The 17,877-nt window shown below is 69.0% G+C and carries 18 protein-coding genes and 1 tRNA gene; 12 read left to right on the top strand and 7 right to left on the bottom strand.

What is annotated here, in order from left to right; translation table 11 throughout:
* The first annotated feature begins 175 nt into the window (after positions 1–175).
* Positions 176–1,510, top strand: coding sequence for a hypothetical protein (locus ACIQMR_RS06545; protein ID WP_401383638.1), 1,335 nt, complete (start codon positions 176–178; stop codon positions 1,508–1,510).
* A gap of 21 nt (positions 1,511–1,531) precedes the next feature.
* On the opposite strand, the gene ACIQMR_RS06540 is transcribed toward ACIQMR_RS06545, so the two are convergent.
* Together ACIQMR_RS06540 and ACIQMR_RS06535 are read right to left on the bottom strand one after the other, a co-directional pair.
* Positions 1,532–2,920 (bottom strand): serine/threonine-protein kinase, encoded by a 1,389-nt coding sequence (locus ACIQMR_RS06540; protein ID WP_401383636.1) that lies wholly within the window; start codon positions 2,918–2,920, stop codon positions 1,532–1,534.
* A 46-nt stretch (positions 2,921–2,966) separates the two neighbouring features.
* Positions 2,967–3,515 (bottom strand): helix-turn-helix domain-containing protein, encoded by a 549-nt coding sequence (locus tag ACIQMR_RS06535; protein ID WP_401383633.1) that lies wholly within the window; start codon positions 3,513–3,515, stop codon positions 2,967–2,969.
* Between the two features lie 140 nt (positions 3,516–3,655).
* Here ACIQMR_RS06535 and ACIQMR_RS06530 point away from each other — a divergent pair.
* The 3 genes from ACIQMR_RS06530 (at position 3,656) to ACIQMR_RS06520 (ending at position 5,142) form a co-directional block, all read left to right on the top strand.
* Positions 3,656–3,728 (top strand) — tRNA-Ala (locus ACIQMR_RS06530).
* Positions 3,729–3,805: 77 nt separating this feature from the next.
* A complete protein-coding gene (locus ACIQMR_RS06525) occupies positions 3,806–4,216 on the top strand; it encodes an ArsR/SmtB family transcription factor (RefSeq protein WP_401383630.1) in 411 nt (136 codons plus the stop codon).
* Positions 4,217–4,719: 503 nt separating this feature from the next.
* Positions 4,720–5,142 carry a DUF6344 domain-containing protein gene (locus tag ACIQMR_RS06520; protein WP_401383628.1) on the top strand — a complete coding sequence of 141 codons (423 nt, stop codon included), beginning with the start codon at positions 4,720–4,722 and terminating at the stop codon, positions 5,140–5,142.
* Between the two features lie 64 nt (positions 5,143–5,206).
* Here the strand turns inward: ACIQMR_RS06520 and ACIQMR_RS06515 are convergent, their stop codons facing one another.
* Positions 5,207–5,899, bottom strand: a complete 693-nt coding sequence (locus tag ACIQMR_RS06515) for a DUF5324 family protein (RefSeq protein ID WP_401384099.1) — start codon at positions 5,897–5,899, stop codon at positions 5,207–5,209.
* A 206-nt stretch (positions 5,900–6,105) separates the two neighbouring features.
* On the opposite strand from ACIQMR_RS06515, the gene ACIQMR_RS06510 reads away from it, so the two are divergent.
* Positions 6,106–6,639, top strand: coding sequence for a peptidylprolyl isomerase (locus ACIQMR_RS06510; RefSeq protein ID WP_401383625.1), 534 nt, complete (start codon positions 6,106–6,108; stop codon positions 6,637–6,639).
* A 112-nt stretch (positions 6,640–6,751) separates the two neighbouring features.
* Complete coding sequence (locus ACIQMR_RS06505) at positions 6,752–7,651, top strand: rhomboid family intramembrane serine protease (RefSeq protein WP_401383622.1); 900 nt, start codon at positions 6,752–6,754, stop codon at positions 7,649–7,651.
* Between the two features lie 266 nt (positions 7,652–7,917).
* Here the strand turns inward: ACIQMR_RS06505 and crgA are convergent, their stop codons facing one another.
* Positions 7,918–8,175 carry a cell division protein CrgA gene (crgA, locus tag ACIQMR_RS06500; RefSeq protein WP_401383619.1) on the bottom strand — a complete coding sequence of 86 codons (258 nt, stop codon included), beginning with the start codon at positions 8,173–8,175 and terminating at the stop codon, positions 7,918–7,920.
* A 140-nt stretch (positions 8,176–8,315) separates the two neighbouring features.
* Between crgA and ACIQMR_RS06495 the strand changes: the two genes are divergently transcribed.
* From ACIQMR_RS06495 to ACIQMR_RS06470, 6 genes are read left to right on the top strand one after another with little or no spacing between them, the layout of a single operon-like run.
* Positions 8,316–9,083: a DUF881 domain-containing protein gene (locus ACIQMR_RS06495; RefSeq protein ID WP_401383617.1), complete on the top strand. Its 768-nt coding sequence runs from the start codon at positions 8,316–8,318 to the stop codon at positions 9,081–9,083.
* A 19-nt stretch (positions 9,084–9,102) separates the two neighbouring features.
* The gene (locus ACIQMR_RS06490; RefSeq protein WP_401383614.1) at positions 9,103–9,879 is read left to right on the top strand and encodes a class E sortase; all 777 of its coding nucleotides are present in this window, start codon (positions 9,103–9,105) and stop codon (positions 9,877–9,879) included.
* A gap of 56 nt (positions 9,880–9,935) precedes the next feature.
* Positions 9,936–10,097, top strand: a complete 162-nt coding sequence (locus ACIQMR_RS06485; protein ID WP_401383611.1) for a hypothetical protein — start codon at positions 9,936–9,938, stop codon at positions 10,095–10,097.
* A complete protein-coding gene (locus ACIQMR_RS06480; RefSeq protein ID WP_401383610.1) occupies positions 10,094–10,732 on the top strand; it encodes an aminodeoxychorismate/anthranilate synthase component II in 639 nt (212 codons plus the stop codon). Before ACIQMR_RS06485 ends, ACIQMR_RS06480 begins: the two co-directional genes overlap by 4 nt.
* The gene (locus ACIQMR_RS06475; RefSeq protein WP_401383608.1) at positions 10,729–11,934 is read left to right on the top strand and encodes a class E sortase; all 1,206 of its coding nucleotides are present in this window, start codon (positions 10,729–10,731) and stop codon (positions 11,932–11,934) included. Before ACIQMR_RS06480 ends, ACIQMR_RS06475 begins: the two co-directional genes overlap by 4 nt.
* 51 nt (positions 11,935–11,985) lie before the next feature.
* Entirely contained in the window at positions 11,986–12,666 is a 681-nt protein-coding gene (locus tag ACIQMR_RS06470) for a class E sortase (protein ID WP_401383606.1), read from the top strand.
* Between the two features lie 167 nt (positions 12,667–12,833).
* Here the strand turns inward: ACIQMR_RS06470 and pknB are convergent, their stop codons facing one another.
* From pknB to ACIQMR_RS06455, 3 genes are all read right to left on the bottom strand, one after another.
* Positions 12,834–14,822: a Stk1 family PASTA domain-containing Ser/Thr kinase gene (gene pknB, locus ACIQMR_RS06465; RefSeq protein ID WP_401383604.1), complete on the bottom strand. Its 1,989-nt coding sequence runs from the start codon at positions 14,820–14,822 to the stop codon at positions 12,834–12,836.
* Between the two features lie 181 nt (positions 14,823–15,003).
* Positions 15,004–16,464 (bottom strand): peptidoglycan D,D-transpeptidase FtsI family protein, encoded by a 1,461-nt coding sequence (locus tag ACIQMR_RS06460; protein WP_401383601.1) that lies wholly within the window; start codon positions 16,462–16,464, stop codon positions 15,004–15,006.
* On the bottom strand, positions 16,461–17,873 hold the full coding sequence (locus ACIQMR_RS06455; protein ID WP_401383598.1) for an FtsW/RodA/SpoVE family cell cycle protein: 1,413 nt from the start codon (positions 17,871–17,873) through the stop codon (positions 16,461–16,463). The genes ACIQMR_RS06460 and ACIQMR_RS06455 overlap by 4 nt, the downstream gene beginning before the upstream one ends.
* Between the last annotated feature and the right edge of the window lie 4 nt (positions 17,874–17,877).

Genomic DNA, 17,877 nt, shown 5'->3' with positions numbered 1-17,877 from the left:
TGTTTCGGCCGCACGCGAAGACAGCGGTGGGAGTGGCGGGGCAGGATGGACCGGCACTGCGACCGCCGCGACGGCAGGCGGCGCGGCCGCCCTGATCACCGGGCTCGCTTTCGTACGGGTGCGGGTACGGGCGTGGCGCCGGGCGGCAACGGAGACGACAGGGGGAAGCGCGTAGATGAGGCAGCGCAGCAAGGGCCGGGTGACGCTGGCGGGGGCGGCGGCGGTGTGCGCGGTGGCGGCGCTGCCCGCCGTTCCGGCCCAGGCCGCCGGGCAGCCGAATCCGTACGTCTTCGGTGCCGACGCGCAGGCGATCAAGGGCGCGGAGAGCACCACGAACGCCGAAGTGCTGAACGAGGGCCGGACGTACCGCTCGTCCATCGGGCCCGAGGGAAAGCTCAACTTCCGCGTGGACCTGGACGCCAGGAAGAACGCGTACGTCTCGGTCGTCGCCGTCCCCGAGCTGGGGACGAAGCTCGAGTACTCCGACGGCATCAAGGTGACCCTGCAGGACAACCAGGGAAGAACGTGCAGCGACGCCACCGCCACCGTCGGATCCGGCGCTTTCGCGCAGCCGCTCGCCGCCTACGCCCACCGCACCATCGAGAAGGACGCTTCGAGCTGCCAGGAGGCCGGCGCCTACAACGTCCTGGTCGAGCGGAGCAGCGCGGAGGCCTCCACCCCCGGGGACTGGGACCTGGAGATCCGTCATGTGACGGAGCCCGGGCTGAAGGAGGCCGGGCCCACGGAGGCGCCGAGCCAGTGGCCCTCCGCCTCCCCGGGCCTTCCCGGTGGCGGACCGAAGAAGGCCGGCGGCGGCACGGGCTTCAACGACGCCGCCGAGATCTCCGAGGGCGAGTGGACCAGCTCGATGGAGGCAGGCCGCACCTACTTCTTCCGGGTCAAGGTCGACTGGGGCCAGCAGTTCTTCGGTACCGCCTCTCTGGGGAGCACCAACACCAAGAGCTACGCCTTCGTCAGCCAGGGGCTGACGATGCGGCTGTACAACCCGCTGCGCGGCTTGGTGGAGGACGCCTACACGACCTACGACGGCAAGCAGAAGCAGGCCGCGCTGAAACCGCTGCCTCCGGTCGCGTACGAGAACCGGTTCGGCAGTGGTGACGATGTCCAGGGCATGCGGCTCGGGGGCGAGTACTACCTGGCCGTCAGCCTGAATCCCGAACTCGCCGACAAGTTCGGCAAGAAGCCGTTCGGCGTGACGCTGAGAGTCGACGTCGAGGGCGACGCGAAGGCGGCGCCGCCGTACACCGAGCCGCTCGGTGACCTCGGAGTCTCCGAGGGCGAGAAGGCCGAGAAGAGCGACACGATGAAGCTCGTCGGCGCGGCCGGGGTGGGCACGGGGACGGTGCTGGTGCTCGGGCTCGGGGCATGGACGCTGCTGGCGCGGCGGCGTGCGGTGCCGGGACCCGGATCGGCTGCTGCGGGCCAGGGGCAGGCGGGACCCGGGGACGGTACGACACCGACGCCGTACGGGCCGCCCGCCTCCTGGTGAGCCCTTCGGCCGAGCGGGGAGTCAGGCCTGGGTGAGGGCCCAGATGCCGACCGCGAAACAGATCAGTGCCACGAGCAGCACCGGGACCGCGACCTTCGGGGGCGGTCCCGGTCGCTTCTGCCGCGTGACCAGGGGGGCGTGGGACGGCGCGTGCGAGAGCGCGTGCGACGCCAAGTGCGCCTGAGAGGGAACCTGAGGGCCCTGGTCGGTGTACTGACGAGTGAGAGCTTGTTCGTACGGAACCGCGGCCGTCCGGGCCTGGGCGAAGTCCTGCGCCGCGGGGTGATGGGGGGAGGCCGCATGGGCGGGAACGGAGGGCTGGACCGGCTGCGGCGGTGGCGTGGGCTGGTAGGGCGGCGGGGCGAGATGGAAGGAGCCGGTCTCGGAGGGGGCCGGCGCGGGGGCGGCGCCCTGAGCGCCCTGTGCGGCTGGTGTGCCCTGTGTGCCCTGCGCGGCTGGTGTGTCCTGGGCATCAAGGGCGTCCTGGCCACGTTGGCCGCTGTCGGCATCCGTGGTGGCCTTGCCGTGCGCGGTGGGGCCGTCCGGGCCGAAGCCGACCGGCAGAGGGCCCAGTTGGTCGAAGACCTCGACCGGCTCGTCGTCGATGCCGGGCTCGGGCAGCATCTCGACCGCGGACGTCAGCGCCTTCCGCGCACCCGTGGCCGTACGGAACCGGGTCTGCGGATCGGGCTGGAGCAGACCCGCGAGGACCTGCCACAGCGGCTCGGGAATGCCCTGCGGGGCGCCCGGCGTGCCGTGCGCCGCGAAATGCTCGACGAGGGCCCGCGAATCGGGCTTCTGGCCCTGCAGCAGATAGAGCGCGACGAGTCCGACCGCGAAGAGATCGGCCGGGAAGTCCGGCTCCGCGCCCATCATCTGCTCGGGTGCGAAGTAACCGGGCGTTCCCACCACATAGTTGGTCTCGGTCAGCCGGGGCTCGCCCTTGCGCATGGAGATGCCGAAATCGGACAGCCGCAGATGCGGCCGCCCGGTCCCGGTGGCCTCCAGCAGGATGTTCGCCGGCTTGATGTCGCGGTGCACGACCCCCTCCGCATGCACCGCGGCGAGACCGGACAGGAGCTGGTCGAGAAGGGTGCAGACGAAGCGCGGCGGCAGCGGCCCGTAGTCGCCGATGACATGCGCCAGCGACCCGCCGCTCACCAGATCCATGGTGAACAGCACCTTGTCGTCGTCCGCGGCCCAGCTGGCCGGGGCGAGGACATGCGGGTGGTCGATGCGGAGCGCCTGCTCGCGGACGAAGCGCAGCAGCGCGTGCGCATCGCTCTGCTGCAGGACCTTGGCAGCCACATAGCGCCGCCGCCGGTGGTCCCAGGCACGCCAGACCGCGCCGACTCCACCGCGTCCGATCGGGTCGATCAGCTCGTACCGACCAGCGAAGACCTCACCCATTGCGCTGCGCCCGCTCCCCGTTGCCTGCTTCGGCGTCCTGGTTCGTTCAGCTCTGGTGCGACTCGTAGTGGGCGACCGCCTCCGCCGTGCGCCCGGCGCCGTACACCCGGAGGAACTCTGCCAGTTCCGGGTGGGTCGGGGCGAGGGAGTCCGCCGCATCGATGATGTCGCCGGCCGCCGCGACGGAGCGCAGCAGCGACTGGATCTCGCGCACCACGCGGCGTACCGTCGGCGCGCCCGAGCTGGTCGTGGTCTGCCCGGTCCCGGTCAGCACGGATCCGCCCTGCGACTTCTTGATCTCGTCCATGCGGGCCGTGGCCTCTGCCGCGCTGATGCTTCCGTCCGCGACCTGACTGGCCAGCTCCTGCAGGGCCTGGACGCGCTGGACGACCGCCGGGTTGCCGATCTTGGCGCGCTGGCCGCTCATCAGCTGGGAGAGCATCGGAGCCGACAGCCCGAGCACCGCCGCAAGCCGGGCCTGGTTCAGGCCCAGATCATCGATGAGCCGACGGAAGAGCGCCCCCAGCGGCTCCCCGTACCAGCTGCGCTGGAGCTCTCTGGCTCTGGCGGTCGCGTCCTGCTGTGCAGCATCCATGTGCGTCTCCCCATCGCTTCCCCTGGCGTGGCTTCGCTGATGCGAACCCGACGAGCATCTTACGGAGCGTGGTCGGATACCGGGAGCCCCAATCCTTTTGTGAGATCTCGGGGGTGACCCGGTACTCTGGTCTCCGTTCCGGGGCCTTAGCTCAGTTGGTAGAGCGCTGTCTTTGCATGGCAGATGTCAGGGGTTCGACTCCCCTAGGCTCCACGACCCGAAAGCCCCTCTGATCTGCGAGAACGCAGATCAGAGGGGCTTTTCCCGTTACGCACCGCTAACCTACTTGCATGAGCGTGCAAGGAGAGTCGTGGGACGCGGACGCCGCGGACCGCGCGGTGACGGTGCTCAAGGCGGTGGCCGACCCCTCGCGCTATCGGCTGCTGTGGGCGCTGAGCAGGCAGGAGCTTCCGGTGAGCGGGCTCGCCGCGATGCTCGGGGCCCATGTCGCCGCGACCTCCCAGCATTTGGCGAAGCTGCGGGCCGCCGGTCTCGTGGCGTCCCGGCGGGAGGGGACGCGTATCTACTACCGGGCGGTCGAAGGCGTACGCGGACTGCTCGAGGAGGCGTCGCTGGTCGCGGGCCGCTCCGAGGCGGAACGCACGGTCCGTACCGGTCAGGCGGACGAGGTCGCGGCGGTCGCGTCGGTCTCGCAGACGCCCGGGACGCGGTCCCCGCGGCGGCCGGTGGTCGACCTCTAGCAGGCCCGCTCCGCGTCGACCCCACTGTCCCTCCGGGCGCCGGAAGACGCGTTCGACGCGGGGCAACCGTCCGCCGTCGCCGCACTGTTCACCGACGACGCGCTGTGTCAGGGATTCCTCCCGGCCCCGCGCGCGGGCCAGGGCGAGCACCTCGATCGGCGCAAGCGCCCGCGATCTTTCTCTCCGACGCCTCGGGGAACGAGCTCCCTGCGGCGCTCAGCGTCCCGGCCCGTGCGGACATCGCCGCAGGTGGCAGGCCTGTCGAGGGTGGGTGGCGGATCCGCCACCGTCAGGTGTCCGGAAAGCCGGGGCCCTGGAGTGCCGCCCACGGGCCGGCGAAGTCCCTCTACAACCACTCCGCCGTGGCCCGCATCCGCAGTTGCGCCGGACGGGTGGTGTTCATCGGAAGATCCGCCGACCCGTGGCGCAGGTCCCACGATTCCCAAGATGCGTCCACATCATGAGGAAGGTATGTAAAACGCCCAATCCGAAAGTGAGGGGCCATGGCCGCCGTCAAGGTCACCACGTTGTGGACCGCCTTCATCTCCCTGCTCGTCACCCTGCTCGCCTCCCTGGGATTCGCCACCTCCGCCAAGGCTGCTCAGCAGCCTGCCCCTCGGCAGCCCGAGGGCCCCGCCGAGCAGGAGCCCACCGTCCCCGGCGCGCGGAACGCCGGCGCGCAGGAGCACCCCCGGAGAGCGGATACGGCGCATACCGCTGCCGCGGAGCTGCACGGGTTCTGGCAGCAGGTGGTCCGCGCGAGGACTCCCCGCGAACGCTCGCTGCCGCCGACCATCAAGCAGCGCATCGGTGCCGAGGCCCATGGATCCTCCCCCGCCGTCCGGCACCTGCCCGCCCTGGACGCCGAGGCTCAGGACTCCTCGTTCATGAGCGACGACGCCGCGCCCGTCGCGGCGGCAGCATGAGGCGCCGGGAAGCTTTCGGCTCTCCCGGCGCCCGCTGCCCCGAACGACGTGTGGTGAAAGTCGGTCAGCGACGGTCCTCGCGGTCCGAACCGGTCTCGTTCTCCGACTGCTTCGCCTGAACCTCCGGGTCGAGCACCGAACGGTCGTTGCCGTCCACCGAAGACAGCGGACGGTCCGACACCTCGGTCGGCGCGGGAGGTTCGACCAGCCAGTCCGGGTTGGCCTGCTTGTCCCACCACTTCCACGCGGCGAACAGCCCGGCGGCGACGACGCCGAGCACGACCGCACCCTTCACGGCACGACCGCACTTGGCACGGCGCTCGTTCCTCCTCGCAAGCTTCCTGATGTCCTCCGCCGAGACCGAACCACGCAATGCGGCCAGAGCGGCGGCGGAGCGGGTGACGGCCTCCTGCCCGACAGGCTGAGCGACGGCGACGGCCTGCTCGATTCGCGGCGTGGTGTATTCCGCCGCCTGACGTGCGGCATTCCGGGTCATGACGGCGGCCCGCTGTGCCGCGTCGTCCACCGCCGGCGGAACATGCGGTGCGACATGGGAGTCGTACTGAACACGGGCCTGACGGCGAGCCTGATGCGCGGCTCGCGTCACCTTCGGCCCAAGGCGCACCCGAGCCTCGTGCGCGTATTGCGCGGCTTGGTCCTTGGCCGTACCGGCGTAGGGCGCCACCACTTCCGCGGCGTGCAGCACGCTCTCCTTCGCCGTGTCGGTCGCGGCGCGCACGCTGTCCATGCGGGTCACGGGATCCTCCTCATCGGTGGCGTTCGCGGGGGTCTGGGGCGTTGTGGACCCAGCCAAGGCACAGTGCGCCTTTCCACCCTTTTCGAAATCATGCCTGCTGGGGTCGGCCTCGGCATGCGGGACGGGCATCCGGGTCATTTTCTTCCTGGGCGGCCGTTCCGTGCGAGGATCGGGTGACGTCACAGAGGACTTACGGAAGGCACATCGTGGCCGAGCAGCTCTACGCCACCCTGAAGACCAATCACGGCGACATCGACATCCGGCTTCTGCCGAACCACGCGCCGAAGACGGTCAAGAACTTCGTCGAGCTCGCCAAGGGTGAGCGTGAGTGGACGAACCCGGCGACCGGCAAGAAGTCCACGGACAAGCTGTACGACGGCACGGTCTTCCACCGGGTGATCAGCGGCTTCATGATCCAGGGCGGCGACCCGCTGGGCAACGGCACCGGCGGCCCGGGCTACGAGTTCGCCGACGAGTTCCACCCGGACCTGGCCTTCGACAAGCCGTACCTGCTTGCCATGGCCAACGCCGGCCCGGGCACCAACGGCTCGCAGTTCTTCATCACGGTGGCCCCCACCGCCTGGCTGACGCGCAAGCACACCATCTTCGGTGAGGTCGCCGACGAGGCCAGCCGGAAGATCGTGGACACCATCGCCGCGGCGCAGACCAACCCGCGCACCGACCGCCCGCTGAACGACGTGGTGATCGAGTCCGTCGTGGTCGAGACCCGCGAGGGCTGAGCCCGTCCGGGCCTTCCCGGCCCGGGAACCTTTCCGCCCCGCTCGTCCGTAAGACGAGCGGGGCGAAGCATTGCGCGCAAGACGCGCCGGACGCTGAAGACGAGGGGACGTCATGGATCAGGCGCCAGGAAGCCCGGACCAGCCCCAGGCGGCGCAGGGGCTGCCGAGCTGTTACCGGCACCCGGGCCGGGAGACCGGCATCAGCTGTACCCGCTGCGAGCGGCCGATCTGTCCGGAGTGCATGGTCAGCGCCTCGGTCGGCTTCCAGTGCCCGGAGTGCGTCCGCACCGGATCCGGCACGGGACACGCCGCGAGCGCGAGCCGGCCCCGGACGATCGCGGGCGCCGCGGTCTCCTCCGGTGACCCTCGCCTCGTCACCAAGATCCTGCTCGGTATCAATGTGGCGGTGTTCATCGCCGTCCTCGCCGACCATGCTCTCGCCGACCGGCTCGATCTGATCGGGCTCGCGTTCAACCCACAGATCCAGCAGGTCGTAGGTGTCGCGGACGGTGAGTGGTACCGCCTGGTGACCTCGATGTTCCTGCACCAGGAGATCTGGCACATCGCCTTCAACATGCTGGGCCTCTGGTGGCTCGGCGGCCCGCTCGAGGCGGCACTCGGCCGGGCGCGCTATCTCACCCTGTATCTGCTCTCCGGGTTCGCGGGAAGCGCCCTGGTGTATCTGCTGGAGGAGCCGAACCGAGGTGCGCTCGGTGCCTCGGGCGCGATCTGGGGCCTGCTCGGCGCCACCGCGGTGCTGATGCGCCGGCTCAACTACGACATGCGCCCGGTGATCGCGCTTCTCGCGCTGAATCTGCTCTTCACCTTCACCTGGACAGGGATCTCCTGGGAGGCGCACGTCGGCGGCCTGGTCGCCGGCACCCTGATCGCCTTGGCCATGGTCCATGCACCGCGTGAGCACCGGACCCTGGTGCAGGCCGGGACCTGTGCGGTCGTGCTGCTCGTCTCGCTCGCGACCATCGTCCTGAGGACCCAGTCGCTGCTCAGCTGAGCGTGAGCTTTCCCCAAGGTTGTCCACAGCGTGTGGTGGATCTTGTGCATGCCGTGGAGAACAACTGTGCCCCTTGTCGCTGAGCTGGGCTTTCCCAGTAAGGACAAGGGGCGGGATGAGGCATCCGATGTCGCTGGAATGGCCTCAGCAGTCACATCGGCGTCAACCCTCCCTGAGTTATCCACAGATCGTCAGACCTTTTCCCACGGCTGTGGACGACGCTGTGGATAACTTCAGGGCAGAGCTTGACAACGACTAGCTCGGCGCTACTTCCACTGTGTGGAGACGGCGAAACCGCCGGCGATGAAGCCGAAGCCGACCACGATGTTCCAGTTGCCGAGCGACTGGACGGGCAGCCGGCCGTCGGTGACGTAGAAGATGACGATCCACGCCAGTCCGATCAGGAACAGCGCCAGCATCACAGGAGCGACCCAGCTGTGGCTCGACAGCTTGATGTTGGTCGCCTGCTTCGAGGACGGCGGGGGCGTGAAGTCGGCCTTCTTGCGGATACGTGACTTCGGCACGAGGGACTCTCCTGTCGATGCGCTGCGTGACCGCGCAGGGGAAACTGTGGCTGGCGCCGGGCGGGGGCGAGGGGGACCTGGGCCTCCCCCGGGCGTCCGTTAGCGTAGTGCTTCCACGGCGCCTGAAGGGTAAGGGTACGTTGAGCAATTCCGCCGACTCCCCCGGTGGGCCGGTCCGTCGCTTCTCGTGGCGGCCGGTCCGGCTGCTGACGGCTGCCGTTTTCGCACTCGCCGGACTGATCTTCGTCACCAGTTTCAACACGGCCAAGGGCACCAACCTCCGGACCGACGACTCGCTGCTGAAGCTCTCCGATCTCATCCAGCAGCGCAGCGACAAGAACGCGAAGCTCGACGAGTCCACGGCGGCGGTCCGCAAGGACGTCGACGCTCTCGCCGGCCGTGACGACGGCTCCACCAAGGCCGAGGACGAGAAGCTCCGGGCGCTGGAGGCCGCCGCGGGGACCACGAAGCTGAGCGGTCAGGCCGTTTCCGTCACCCTCAATGATGCTCCCCAGAACGCCCAGGCAGCACCCGGCTACCCGGAACCGCAGGCCAACGACCTGGTCATCCACCAGCAGGATCTGCAGGCCGTGGTCAACGCCCTCTGGCAGGGCGGGGCTCAGGGCATCCAGGTCATGGACCAGCGGCTGATCTCCACCAGCGCCGTGCGCTGCGTCGGCAACACGCTGATCCTCCAGGGCCGCGTCTACTCGCCGCCGTACAAGGTCACGGCCGTCGGCGACCCGGACAGGCTCAAGCGGGCGCTGACCGCCTCCCCGGCCATCCAGAACTACCAGCTGTATGTGACGGCGTACGGACTGGGCTGGAAAGTCGACGAGCGCGAGGCGGTGACTCTCCCCGGCTACTCGGGCACAGTGGATCTCCACCACGCGAAGCCCGTGCAATAGCCCCCGGGGAGGCCGGCCGGTGTCGGTGCGACTGATCGTCAGAACGTTCAGTGAGATCTGCATCACCGTTGGCACGGTGATCGTGCTGTTCGTGGTGTACGTGCTGTTCTGGACCGGAGTGAAGGCCCAGGGCGCGACGGACGGGGAGATCGTCAGGCTCCAGGAGGAGTGGGCCCGGCAGCCGGTGGAGCCCCAGGCTTCGGGCCCCGCCGCCGCTCCGTCCCCCGATCCCGCCCCCACGTCCTCGGCTCCCGCCTCCTCGGCTCCCGCCTCCTCGTCGCCGGCTCCCGCCTCTTCGGCGAAGCCGTACGAGACCGGCCGGCCCTTCGCCGTCATGTACATCCCGCGCTTCGGCGAGGGCTGGGACTGGCCCGTGCTGGAGGGCACGGCGGCCCGGACCCTGAAGAAGGGGCTCGGGCACTACGCGTCCACCGCACGGCTCGGCGCGACCGGGAACTTCTCAGTGGCCGGCCACCGGCGCACCTACGGGGACCCGTTCAAGGACTTCCCGCGGCTGCGGCCGGGCGACCCGGTGATCGTCAACGACGGGACGACCTGGTTCACGTACCGGATACGGAACGAGCCGTACCGCACCGTTCCGGGTGATGTCGGGGTCATCGACGCCGTCCCCGCGCCGCTGGAGAAGAAGGCGGCCGGATTCGACGGGCCGGGCCGCTATCTGACGCTCACCACCTGCGATCCGGAGTGGGGAAGCAGCCACCGGCTGGTCGTCTGGGCGCACCTGGATGCCACGCAGCCTGTGACCGACGGCAAGCCGGAAGCTTTCCACAGCTGACCCACGCGCCCCCGGCGCCCTTTAGTCTGGTCCCGTACCGAACGGAAAGGGACGGCATGTACGGCTGGATCTGGCGGCATCTGCCGGGCAACGCATGGGTGCGGGCTTTCATCTCGCTCGTGCTGGTCCTCGCGGTCGTCTATGGACTGTTCCAGTACGTGTTCCCCTGGGCGGAGCCGCTGCTTCCGTTCAACGACGTGACGGTGGACGGCCAGTGAGCGCGCGCATCCTCGTCGTCGACAACTACGACAGCTTCGTCTTCAACCTCGTCCAGTACCTGTACCAACTGGGCGCGGAGTGCGAAGTCGTGCGCAACGACGAGGTGTCCACCGCGCACGCGCAGGACGGTTTCGACGGCGTGCTCCTCTCGCCGGGGCCCGGAGCGCCCGAACAGGCCGGGGTCTGCATCGAGATGGTGCGTCACTGTGCGGCGACCGACGTGCCCGTCTTCGGTGTCTGTCTCGGCATGCAGTCGATGGCGGTGGCGTACGGCGGAGTCGTCGACCGCGCCCCGGAGCTGCTGCACGGCAAGACCTCGCTCGTGCTCCACGAGGGCCAGGGCGTGTTCGCGGGGCTGCCCTCGCCGTTCACGGCCACGCGGTATCACTCACTGGCCGCCGAGCCGGCGACCGTGCCGGATGCGCTGGAGGTCACCGCGCGCACGGAGGACGGCATCATCATGGGGCTGCGCCATCGTGAGAAGGCTGTCGAGGGTGTGCAGTTCCACCCGGAGTCGGTGCTCACGGAGCACGGCCATCTGATGCTGGCCAACTGGCTGGTGCGGTGCGGTGACACGGGCGCGGTGGGCCGTTCGTCAGGGCTCGCGCCGGTGGTGGGCAAGGCCCTGGCGTGAACGGCGAGGGGGGATCGCCGTGGTTCCATCCCGGGGACGTGCCCGGGCAGCGCGAGCCGCAGGACCAGCCTGAGCCGCAGGAGTGGCAGGGCTACGACGAATACTCCCCGGCCTATCAGCAGGACTGGTACGGGCAGCAGGCTTACACACAGCCGCAGCCCTCGCCCCGGACCCAGCCTCAACAGCAGCCCTACTCCCAGCCTGAGTCGTATCCCCAGCACCAGGCGCCGGCCCAGGCCCCGCTTCAGGCCCGGCACCGGCACCGGCCGGAGTCCGTGCAGGAGTCGGCGTACGCGGCCCCGTTCGTGCCCGCGCCCGCGCCTGCGCCCGACGACGACGAGACGGTTGGGCTCCGGACGTCCGACACCAGCGCCGCGACGCCCGAGCAGCCCACAGGAGGCCGTGCCGAGCGCCGCAGGGCCGCCAAGGGGCGTGGGAAGCGCCGTGCCGCCGCCCCCACGCCGCCGAAGCCTTCGGAGGGCGGCGCTCCGCTCTCCCGGGTGGAAGCGCGCCGGGCGGCCCGCGCGGCCAAGGACAGCCCGGCCGTGGTCGCCAGCCGCGCCTTCGGTGAACTGTTCATCACCATCGGCGTGCTGATGCTGCTCTTCGTCACCTACCAGCTGTGGTGGACCAACATCCTCGCCGGTCAGCAGGCCAACGCCGCGGCGGACCAGATCCAGGACGACTGGGCGCAGGGCCGCGCTCCGGGCGCGTTCGAGCCCGGCCGGGGCTTCGCCATCATGCACATCCCCAAGCTCGACGTCGTCGTCCCGATCGCCGAGGGCACCGACAAGCACCGGGTCCTGGACCGGGGCATGGTCGGCCACTACGCCGAGGGCGGGCTCAAGACGGCGATGCCCGAGGACAAGCAGGGCAACTTCGCGGTCGCCGGCCACCGCAACACCCACGGTGAGCCGTTCCGTTACATCAACCAGCTCGAACCGGGCGACCCGATCGTCGTCGAGACGCAGGACCGTTACTACACGTACGAGATGGCGTCCATCCTGCCGCAGACTCCGCCTTCCAACGTCGGCGTGATCGCTCCGGTACCGGTCGGCGCCGGCTTCACCGGCCCCGGCCGGTACATCACGCTGACCACGTGCACCCCCGAATTCACGAGTACGTATCGAATGATCGTGTGGGGCAAGATGGTCGAGGAACGCCCGCGCAGCAAGGGCAAGCCGGACGCGCTCGTCGGCTGACCGATGAACGTACTTCAGGACGACAGAAAAACAGGGACAGGGACAGGTGCAGTGGCACGTGCGCGCAGCCGGATCGCCGGCGTCATCAGTGTCTTCGGCGAGCTGCTGATCACCGCAGGGCTGGTGCTGGCACTTTTCGTCGTCTACTCGCTGTGGTGGACGAACGTCCTCGCCGACCGTGAGGCCACCGCGCAGGGCGACCGCGTCCGCGACCGCTGGGCCGGAGGCCCGGGCGCGCTCGACACCAAGGACGGCATCGGCTTCCTCCACGTGCCCGCCATGAGCAACGGCGAGGTCCTGGTCAAGAAGGGCACCGACAGCAAGACCCTGAACCACGGTGTCGCGGGCTACTACACCACCCCGATCAAGTCGGCCCTCCCGTCCGACAAGCAGGGCAACTTCACCCTCGCGGCGCACCGGGACGGCCACGGCGCGAAGTTCCACAACATCCACAAGGTCAAGGCCGGCGACTCGATCATCTTCGAGACCAAGGACACCTGGTACGTCTACAAGGTCTACAAGGACCTGAAGGAGACGTCCAAGTACAACGTGGACGTGCTCCAGCCGGTCCCGAAGGAATCCGGCAAGACCAAGCCGGGGCGCTACATCACCCTGACGACCTGCACGCCCGTCTACACCTCGGACTACCGGTACATCGTGTGGGGCGAGCTGGAGCGCACGGAAAGGGTCGACAGGGACCGTACGCCACCGGCGGAGCTGGCTCAGCCGTAGAGGCCGCATTCGGCAGTCCGCAGTCCGCAATCCGCCGTCGGCAGGGCGGCAGGCGGCGGCAGGGCGCCGCGGGAAGCGCCCGGCACCCATGGACAGCGAAGAGCCCCGGCACCTGGATGGGTGCCGGGGCTCATCGCTGCTTGCGCCTGTACCGCGCGGACGACCGGCTAGTCGCTGTCGTTACCGCCGATGAAGCCGCCTCCGTTGTTACCGCCCTGGTTGCCACCGGCGGCGATCGTGAACAGGGTGATCGGAGTGGCGGCGGGGTCCGCCTGGGTCCCCGGCTGCGGGTTCTGCTGGAACACCCTGGCGTTGTCGTTCTGGTCGCCCTGCACCTGGATGTTGGTGTAGCCGGCCTGCTGCAGCATGGCCTTGGCCTCGCCCAGGGTCCGGTTGCGTACCTCCGGCACCTGGTTCTGCGGCGTCTGGGGGCCCTTCGAGACCTGCAGGGTGACCGTGGTTCCCTTGGGCTCCTTGGACCCCGTGGTCGGCGACTGCGCGATGACCTGGTTGGCCGGCTCGTTCGAGTCGACGTCCTGCCGCTGCACCGTGAATCCGAGGGTCGTCAGCTGCTGGTTGGCGCTGTCGAACTGCTGGCCCACCACGTCCGGAACCCGCGTCGTGGCCTGCTTGGCGATCTGCAGGGTGATCTTCGTGCCCTTTTCGGCCTTGGTGTTGCCCGCGGGGTCCTGGCTGACGACCGTGCCGGCCTCCTGGTCGGAGTCGACCGACTTGGTCTCGACCTCGAAGCCCTTGGCCTCCAGCTGCTTGGTGGCGTTCTCCTCGGACTTCTCCGTGACGTCCGGCACCTCGATCAGCGGCGCGCCCTGCGAGACGACGACCTGGATCGTCTCGCCCTGCTCCATCTTGCCGCTCTCCGGTGTCTGGCTGCAGACGCTCTTCTTCGGCTGGTCGCAGCGGTCGGTCCCGGACTGGACGACCTTGACCTTCGCGTTCTCCCCGAGCTGCACGGCTTCGTCGAAGGGCTTGCCGACGAGCTGCGGCACGTCGATCTTGCTGGTGCCGCCGCCCCCGCCGAAGACGGACTTGCCGATGAGGATCGCGCCGACGAGCACGAGGATGCCCGCGACCACCAGCAGGATCGTCGAGGTGTTCGACTTCTTCTGCCGACGGCGGTCCGGACGGTCGTCATAACCGCCGTACCCGCCGTCGTCCGGGTTCATGGGAGGCAGCATCGACGTCTGGCCGCCAGGGTCGGTCTGGCGCAGCGCCGTCGTCGGGCGGTCGTCGCCGTGCTGGGGGCCGTATCCGCCGCCGTAGCCGACCGCGCCCATCGCCGCCGTCGCCGCGACCGGCTGGCCGTCGAGGCAGGCCTCGATGTCGGCCCGCATCTCGTCGGCGGACTGGTAGCGGTAGTCGGGATCCTTGACGAGCGCCTTCAGCACGATCGCGTCCATCTCGGGCGTGATCTCGGGGTCGAAGTTGCTGGGCGGCTGCGGCTCTTCCCGTACGTGCTGATAGGCGACCGCCACCGGGGAGTCCCCGACGAACGGCGGCCGGACCGTCAGCAGCTCGTAGAGCAGACAGCCGGTGGAGTACAGGTCGGAGCGGGCATCGACCTGCTCGCCCTTGGCCTGCTCCGGGGAGAGGTACTGGGCGGTACCGATCACGGCCGCGGTCTGCGTCATGGTCATGCCCGAGTCACCCATGGCGCGGGCGATGCCGAAGTCCATGACCTTGACCTGGCCGGTGCGCGTCAGCATGACGTTCGCCGGCTTGATGTCGCGGTGGACGATGCCGTTGCGGTGCGAGTACTCGAGCGCCTGCAGAATGCCGATGGTCATCTCGAGCGTGCGCTCGGGCAGCAGCTTGCGCCCCGAGTGCAGCAGCTCTCTGAGCGTGGACCCGTCCACGTACTCCATCACGATGTACGGGATGGAGACGCCCTCGACGTAGTCCTCGCCGGTGTCGTACACCGCGACGATCGCAGGGTGATTCAGCGAGGCGGCCGACTGGGCCTCACGGCGGAACCGGGCCTGGAAGGACGGGTCGCGGGCGAGATCGGCCCGGAGCGTCTTCACGGCGACGGTGCGGCCGAGCCGGGTGTCGTGAGCGAGGTAGACCTCGGCCATGCCACCACGGCCGAGCACCGAGCCCAGCTCGTACCGGCCGCCGAGGCGACGCGGCTCTTCCATAACAGTTCCAGCCCTCTCCGTCAGTCCCGACCGCACCCGTGCGTGTGCTCCGGCGGTGTGCTGTTCGCGCATACGCTACCGGGCACGCGGCGTCGCATCCGCCCATGGCCGGGACCTGATATGCGACCGGTATCGCATTGTGCGGTTATGAGGCGGGGCGAGGCCAGGACAGTGACATGCGTCACTCCTTGCTGTCGAGTACCGCCTGCATCACTTTCTTGGCGATCGGCGCGGCGAGACCGCCGCCGCTGATCTCGTCACGGGACGCGTTGCTGTCCTCGACGACGACGGCGACGGCGACCGGGGAGCCGCTGTCGGTCTTGGCGTACGAGACGAACCACGCGTACGGGCGCTTCTTGTTCCCGACGCCGTGCTGAGCCGTACCGGTCTTGCCACCGACCGTCACGTCGCTGATCTGCGCCTTCGTGCCGGTGCCCTTCTCGACGACGTTCTCCATCATCTGCTGGAGGAGCTGCGCGTTCTCCTGCGAGAGCGGTCGGCTCATCTCCTCCGGCTCGAACGTCTGGACGATGTCCAGATTGGGCGCGCGCAGCTGGTCGATCATGTACGGCTTCATCAGCTTGCCGTCGTTGGCGATCGCCGCGGTGACCATGGCCATCTGCAGCGGGGTGGTCGCGGTGTTGAACTGACCGATGGAGGAGAGGGCGTTGCCGCCCTTGTCCATGTTCTTGTCGTAGACGGAGGACGCGGCGCGGACCGGAGTGTCGATCTCAGGGTTGTTGAAGCCGAACTTCTCGGCCGTCTCCACCATCTTGTCCCGGCCGACCTTGTCACCGAGGTTCGCGAAGACGGAGTTGCAGGAGACCTCCAGGGCCCGGTTCAGGCTCGCCTTCTCGCATCCGCCGTGCTGGTTGACCATCGGCTTGCGCGACAGCGGGATGAAGTACGGCTCGGGAGTGTCCGTCGCGGCGTTGATGTCGGTGACCACGCCGTGCTCGAGAGCGGCGGCGGCGGTGAGGACCTTGAACGTGGAGCCGGGGGGGTAGGTCTCGCGCAGCGCACGGTTCACCATTGGCTTGTCTTTGTCGTTCAGCAGCTTCTGGCGGTTCTCGGAGTCCTTCAGCGAGTTCCCGGCGAAGCCGGACGGATCGTACGACGGCGTGGAGGCGAGCGCGAGGATCTTCCCGGTCTGCGGGTCGATCGCCGCGACGGCGCCCTTGTTGTCGCCGAGGCCCTTGAACGCGGCTTCCTGCGCCTTGCCGTTCAGGGTGGTGACGACGTCGCCGCCCTTCTTCTTCTCGCCGGTGAACATCGCCATCGTGCGGTCGAAGAAGAGCCGGTCGTCGTTGCCGGTGAGGATGCCGTCCTCGAGCTTCTCGATCTGGTTGGCGTCGAAGGCCTGCGAGGCGAAACCGGTGACGGGGGCCCACATGGGGCCGTCCACGTAGGTGCGCTTGTACTTGAAGTCGCTGTCCGTCGTCGCGACGGAGCCGGTCACCGGCTTGCCGTCGACGATGATGTTGCCCCGCTCGTAGGCGTAGCGCTCGATCTGGACCCGGCGGTTGTACTTGTGCGCGTTGAGCTCGTCGGCGCGCACGTACTGGATCCAGTTGTCCCGGATCATCAGCGCGAGAACCAGAAGGCCGCAGAAGATCGCGATGCGGCGCAGAGGCTTGTTCACGGTCGGACCACCTGGGTCATCTCGGCGTCGGGGGACGGGGCGGGGGACGGCGCGGGCCGCCGTGCCGTGTCGCTGATACGGATGAGGATGCCGATCAGGGCCCAGTTGGCGATGACGGACGAGCCACCGGCCGCGAGGAACGGCATGGTCATACCGGTCAGCGGGATGAGGCCCATCACACCGCCGGCGACGACGAAGACCTGGAGGGCGAACGCGCCGGACAGGCCGACCGCGAACAGCTTTCCGAACGGGTCCCGGGCGGCCAGGGCCGTGCGGATGCCGCGCTCGATGATCAGGCCGTAGAGGAGCAGGAAGGCCATGACACCTGCCAGGCCCAGTTCCTCACCCACGGTGGCGAAGATGAAGTCGGAGTTGGCGGCGAAGCCGATCAGGTCCGAGTCGCCCTGGCCGAGTCCCGTGCCGAGGGTGCCGCCGGAGCCGAAGGACATCAGCACCTGCGCCATCTGCTGACAGGCGGCCGACTCCTGCTCGTAGCAGGCCCCGAAGGGGTCCTGCCAGGCGGCGACACGAGCCTGGACGTGGCCGGCGAAGGAGGCCACACCGACGGCGCCGCCGACGGACATCAGCAGACCGATGACGATCCAGCTGGTCCGCTCCGTGGCGACGTACAGCATGATCACGAACATGCCGAAGAACAGCAGCGACGTACCGAGGTCGTTCTCGAAGACCAGGATGAGCAGGCTGACGGCCCAGATGGTCAGGATCGGGCCGAGGTCGCGTCCACGCGGCAGGTACAGCCCCATGAACCGGCGGCTGGCCAGCGCCAGCGCGTCCCGTTTCACCATGAGGTAGCCGGAGAAGAAGACCGCGATCACGATCTTCGCGAACTCACCGGGCTGGATGGAGAACGGGCCGACCCTGATCCAGATCCTGGCGCCGAAGACGTCGGCGCCCAGGCCCGGGACGATCGGCAGGATCAGCAGGACCAGCGACGCCACCATCGAGATGTAGGTGAAGCGCTGGAGGACACGGTGGTCCTTCAGGAGCAGCAGTACGCCGACGAACAGCGCGATACCCAGCGCGGAGTACATCAGCTGGTTCGTCGCCTGCGGGGCGAAGTCGTTGCGCGCGCTCAGCCGTGGCGACTGGTCGAGGCGCCAGATCAGCACCAGCCCCAGCCCGTTGAGCAGCGTCGCCAGGGGCAGCAGCAGCGGATCGGCGTACTTCGCGAACTTCCGCACCACGAGATGCGCGACGCCCGCCAGCAGGCCGAGCCCGAGCCCGTAGCCGAGCATGCCGGTCGGCACCTGGCCGTCGAGCGCGAGGCCCACGTTGAGGTACGCGAACACCGGGATGACGACGGCGAACGCGAGCAGCACCAGCTCGGTGTTGCGGCGGCTCGGTGCTTCGATCGCGCCGATGGTGGTCGTGTTGGTGACAACGCTCATGGTG

It is taken from the genome of Streptomyces sp. NPDC091376 (assembly GCF_044757085.1).
GTDB classification, from domain to species: Bacteria; Actinomycetota; Actinomycetes; order Streptomycetales; family Streptomycetaceae; genus Streptomyces; species Streptomyces pratisoli.
Note: the sequence above shows the minus strand (reverse complement) of the source record. Positions and strands in the feature narration are given on the sequence as shown.

Coding starts and splice junctions, on each gene's coding strand:
- ACIQMR_RS06545 (WP_401383638.1), top strand. CDS start 176: ATGAGGCAGCGCAGCAAGGGCCGGGTGACGCTGGCGGGGGCGGCGGCG.
- ACIQMR_RS06540 (WP_401383636.1), bottom strand. CDS start 2,920: ATGGGTGAGGTCTTCGCTGGTCGGTACGAGCTGATCGACCCGATCGGA.
- ACIQMR_RS06535 (WP_401383633.1), bottom strand. CDS start 3,515: ATGGATGCTGCACAGCAGGACGCGACCGCCAGAGCCAGAGAGCTCCAG.
- ACIQMR_RS06525 (WP_401383630.1), top strand. CDS start 3,806: ATGAGCGTGCAAGGAGAGTCGTGGGACGCGGACGCCGCGGACCGCGCG.
- ACIQMR_RS06520 (WP_401383628.1), top strand. CDS start 4,720: ATGGCCGCCGTCAAGGTCACCACGTTGTGGACCGCCTTCATCTCCCTG.
- ACIQMR_RS06505 (WP_401383622.1), top strand. CDS start 6,752: ATGGATCAGGCGCCAGGAAGCCCGGACCAGCCCCAGGCGGCGCAGGGG.
- ACIQMR_RS06485 (WP_401383611.1), top strand. CDS start 9,936: ATGTACGGCTGGATCTGGCGGCATCTGCCGGGCAACGCATGGGTGCGG.
- pknB (WP_401383604.1), bottom strand. CDS start 14,822: ATGGAAGAGCCGCGTCGCCTCGGCGGCCGGTACGAGCTGGGCTCGGTG.
- ACIQMR_RS06455 (WP_401383598.1), bottom strand. CDS start 17,873: ATGAGCGTTGTCACCAACACGACCACCATCGGCGCGATCGAAGCACCG.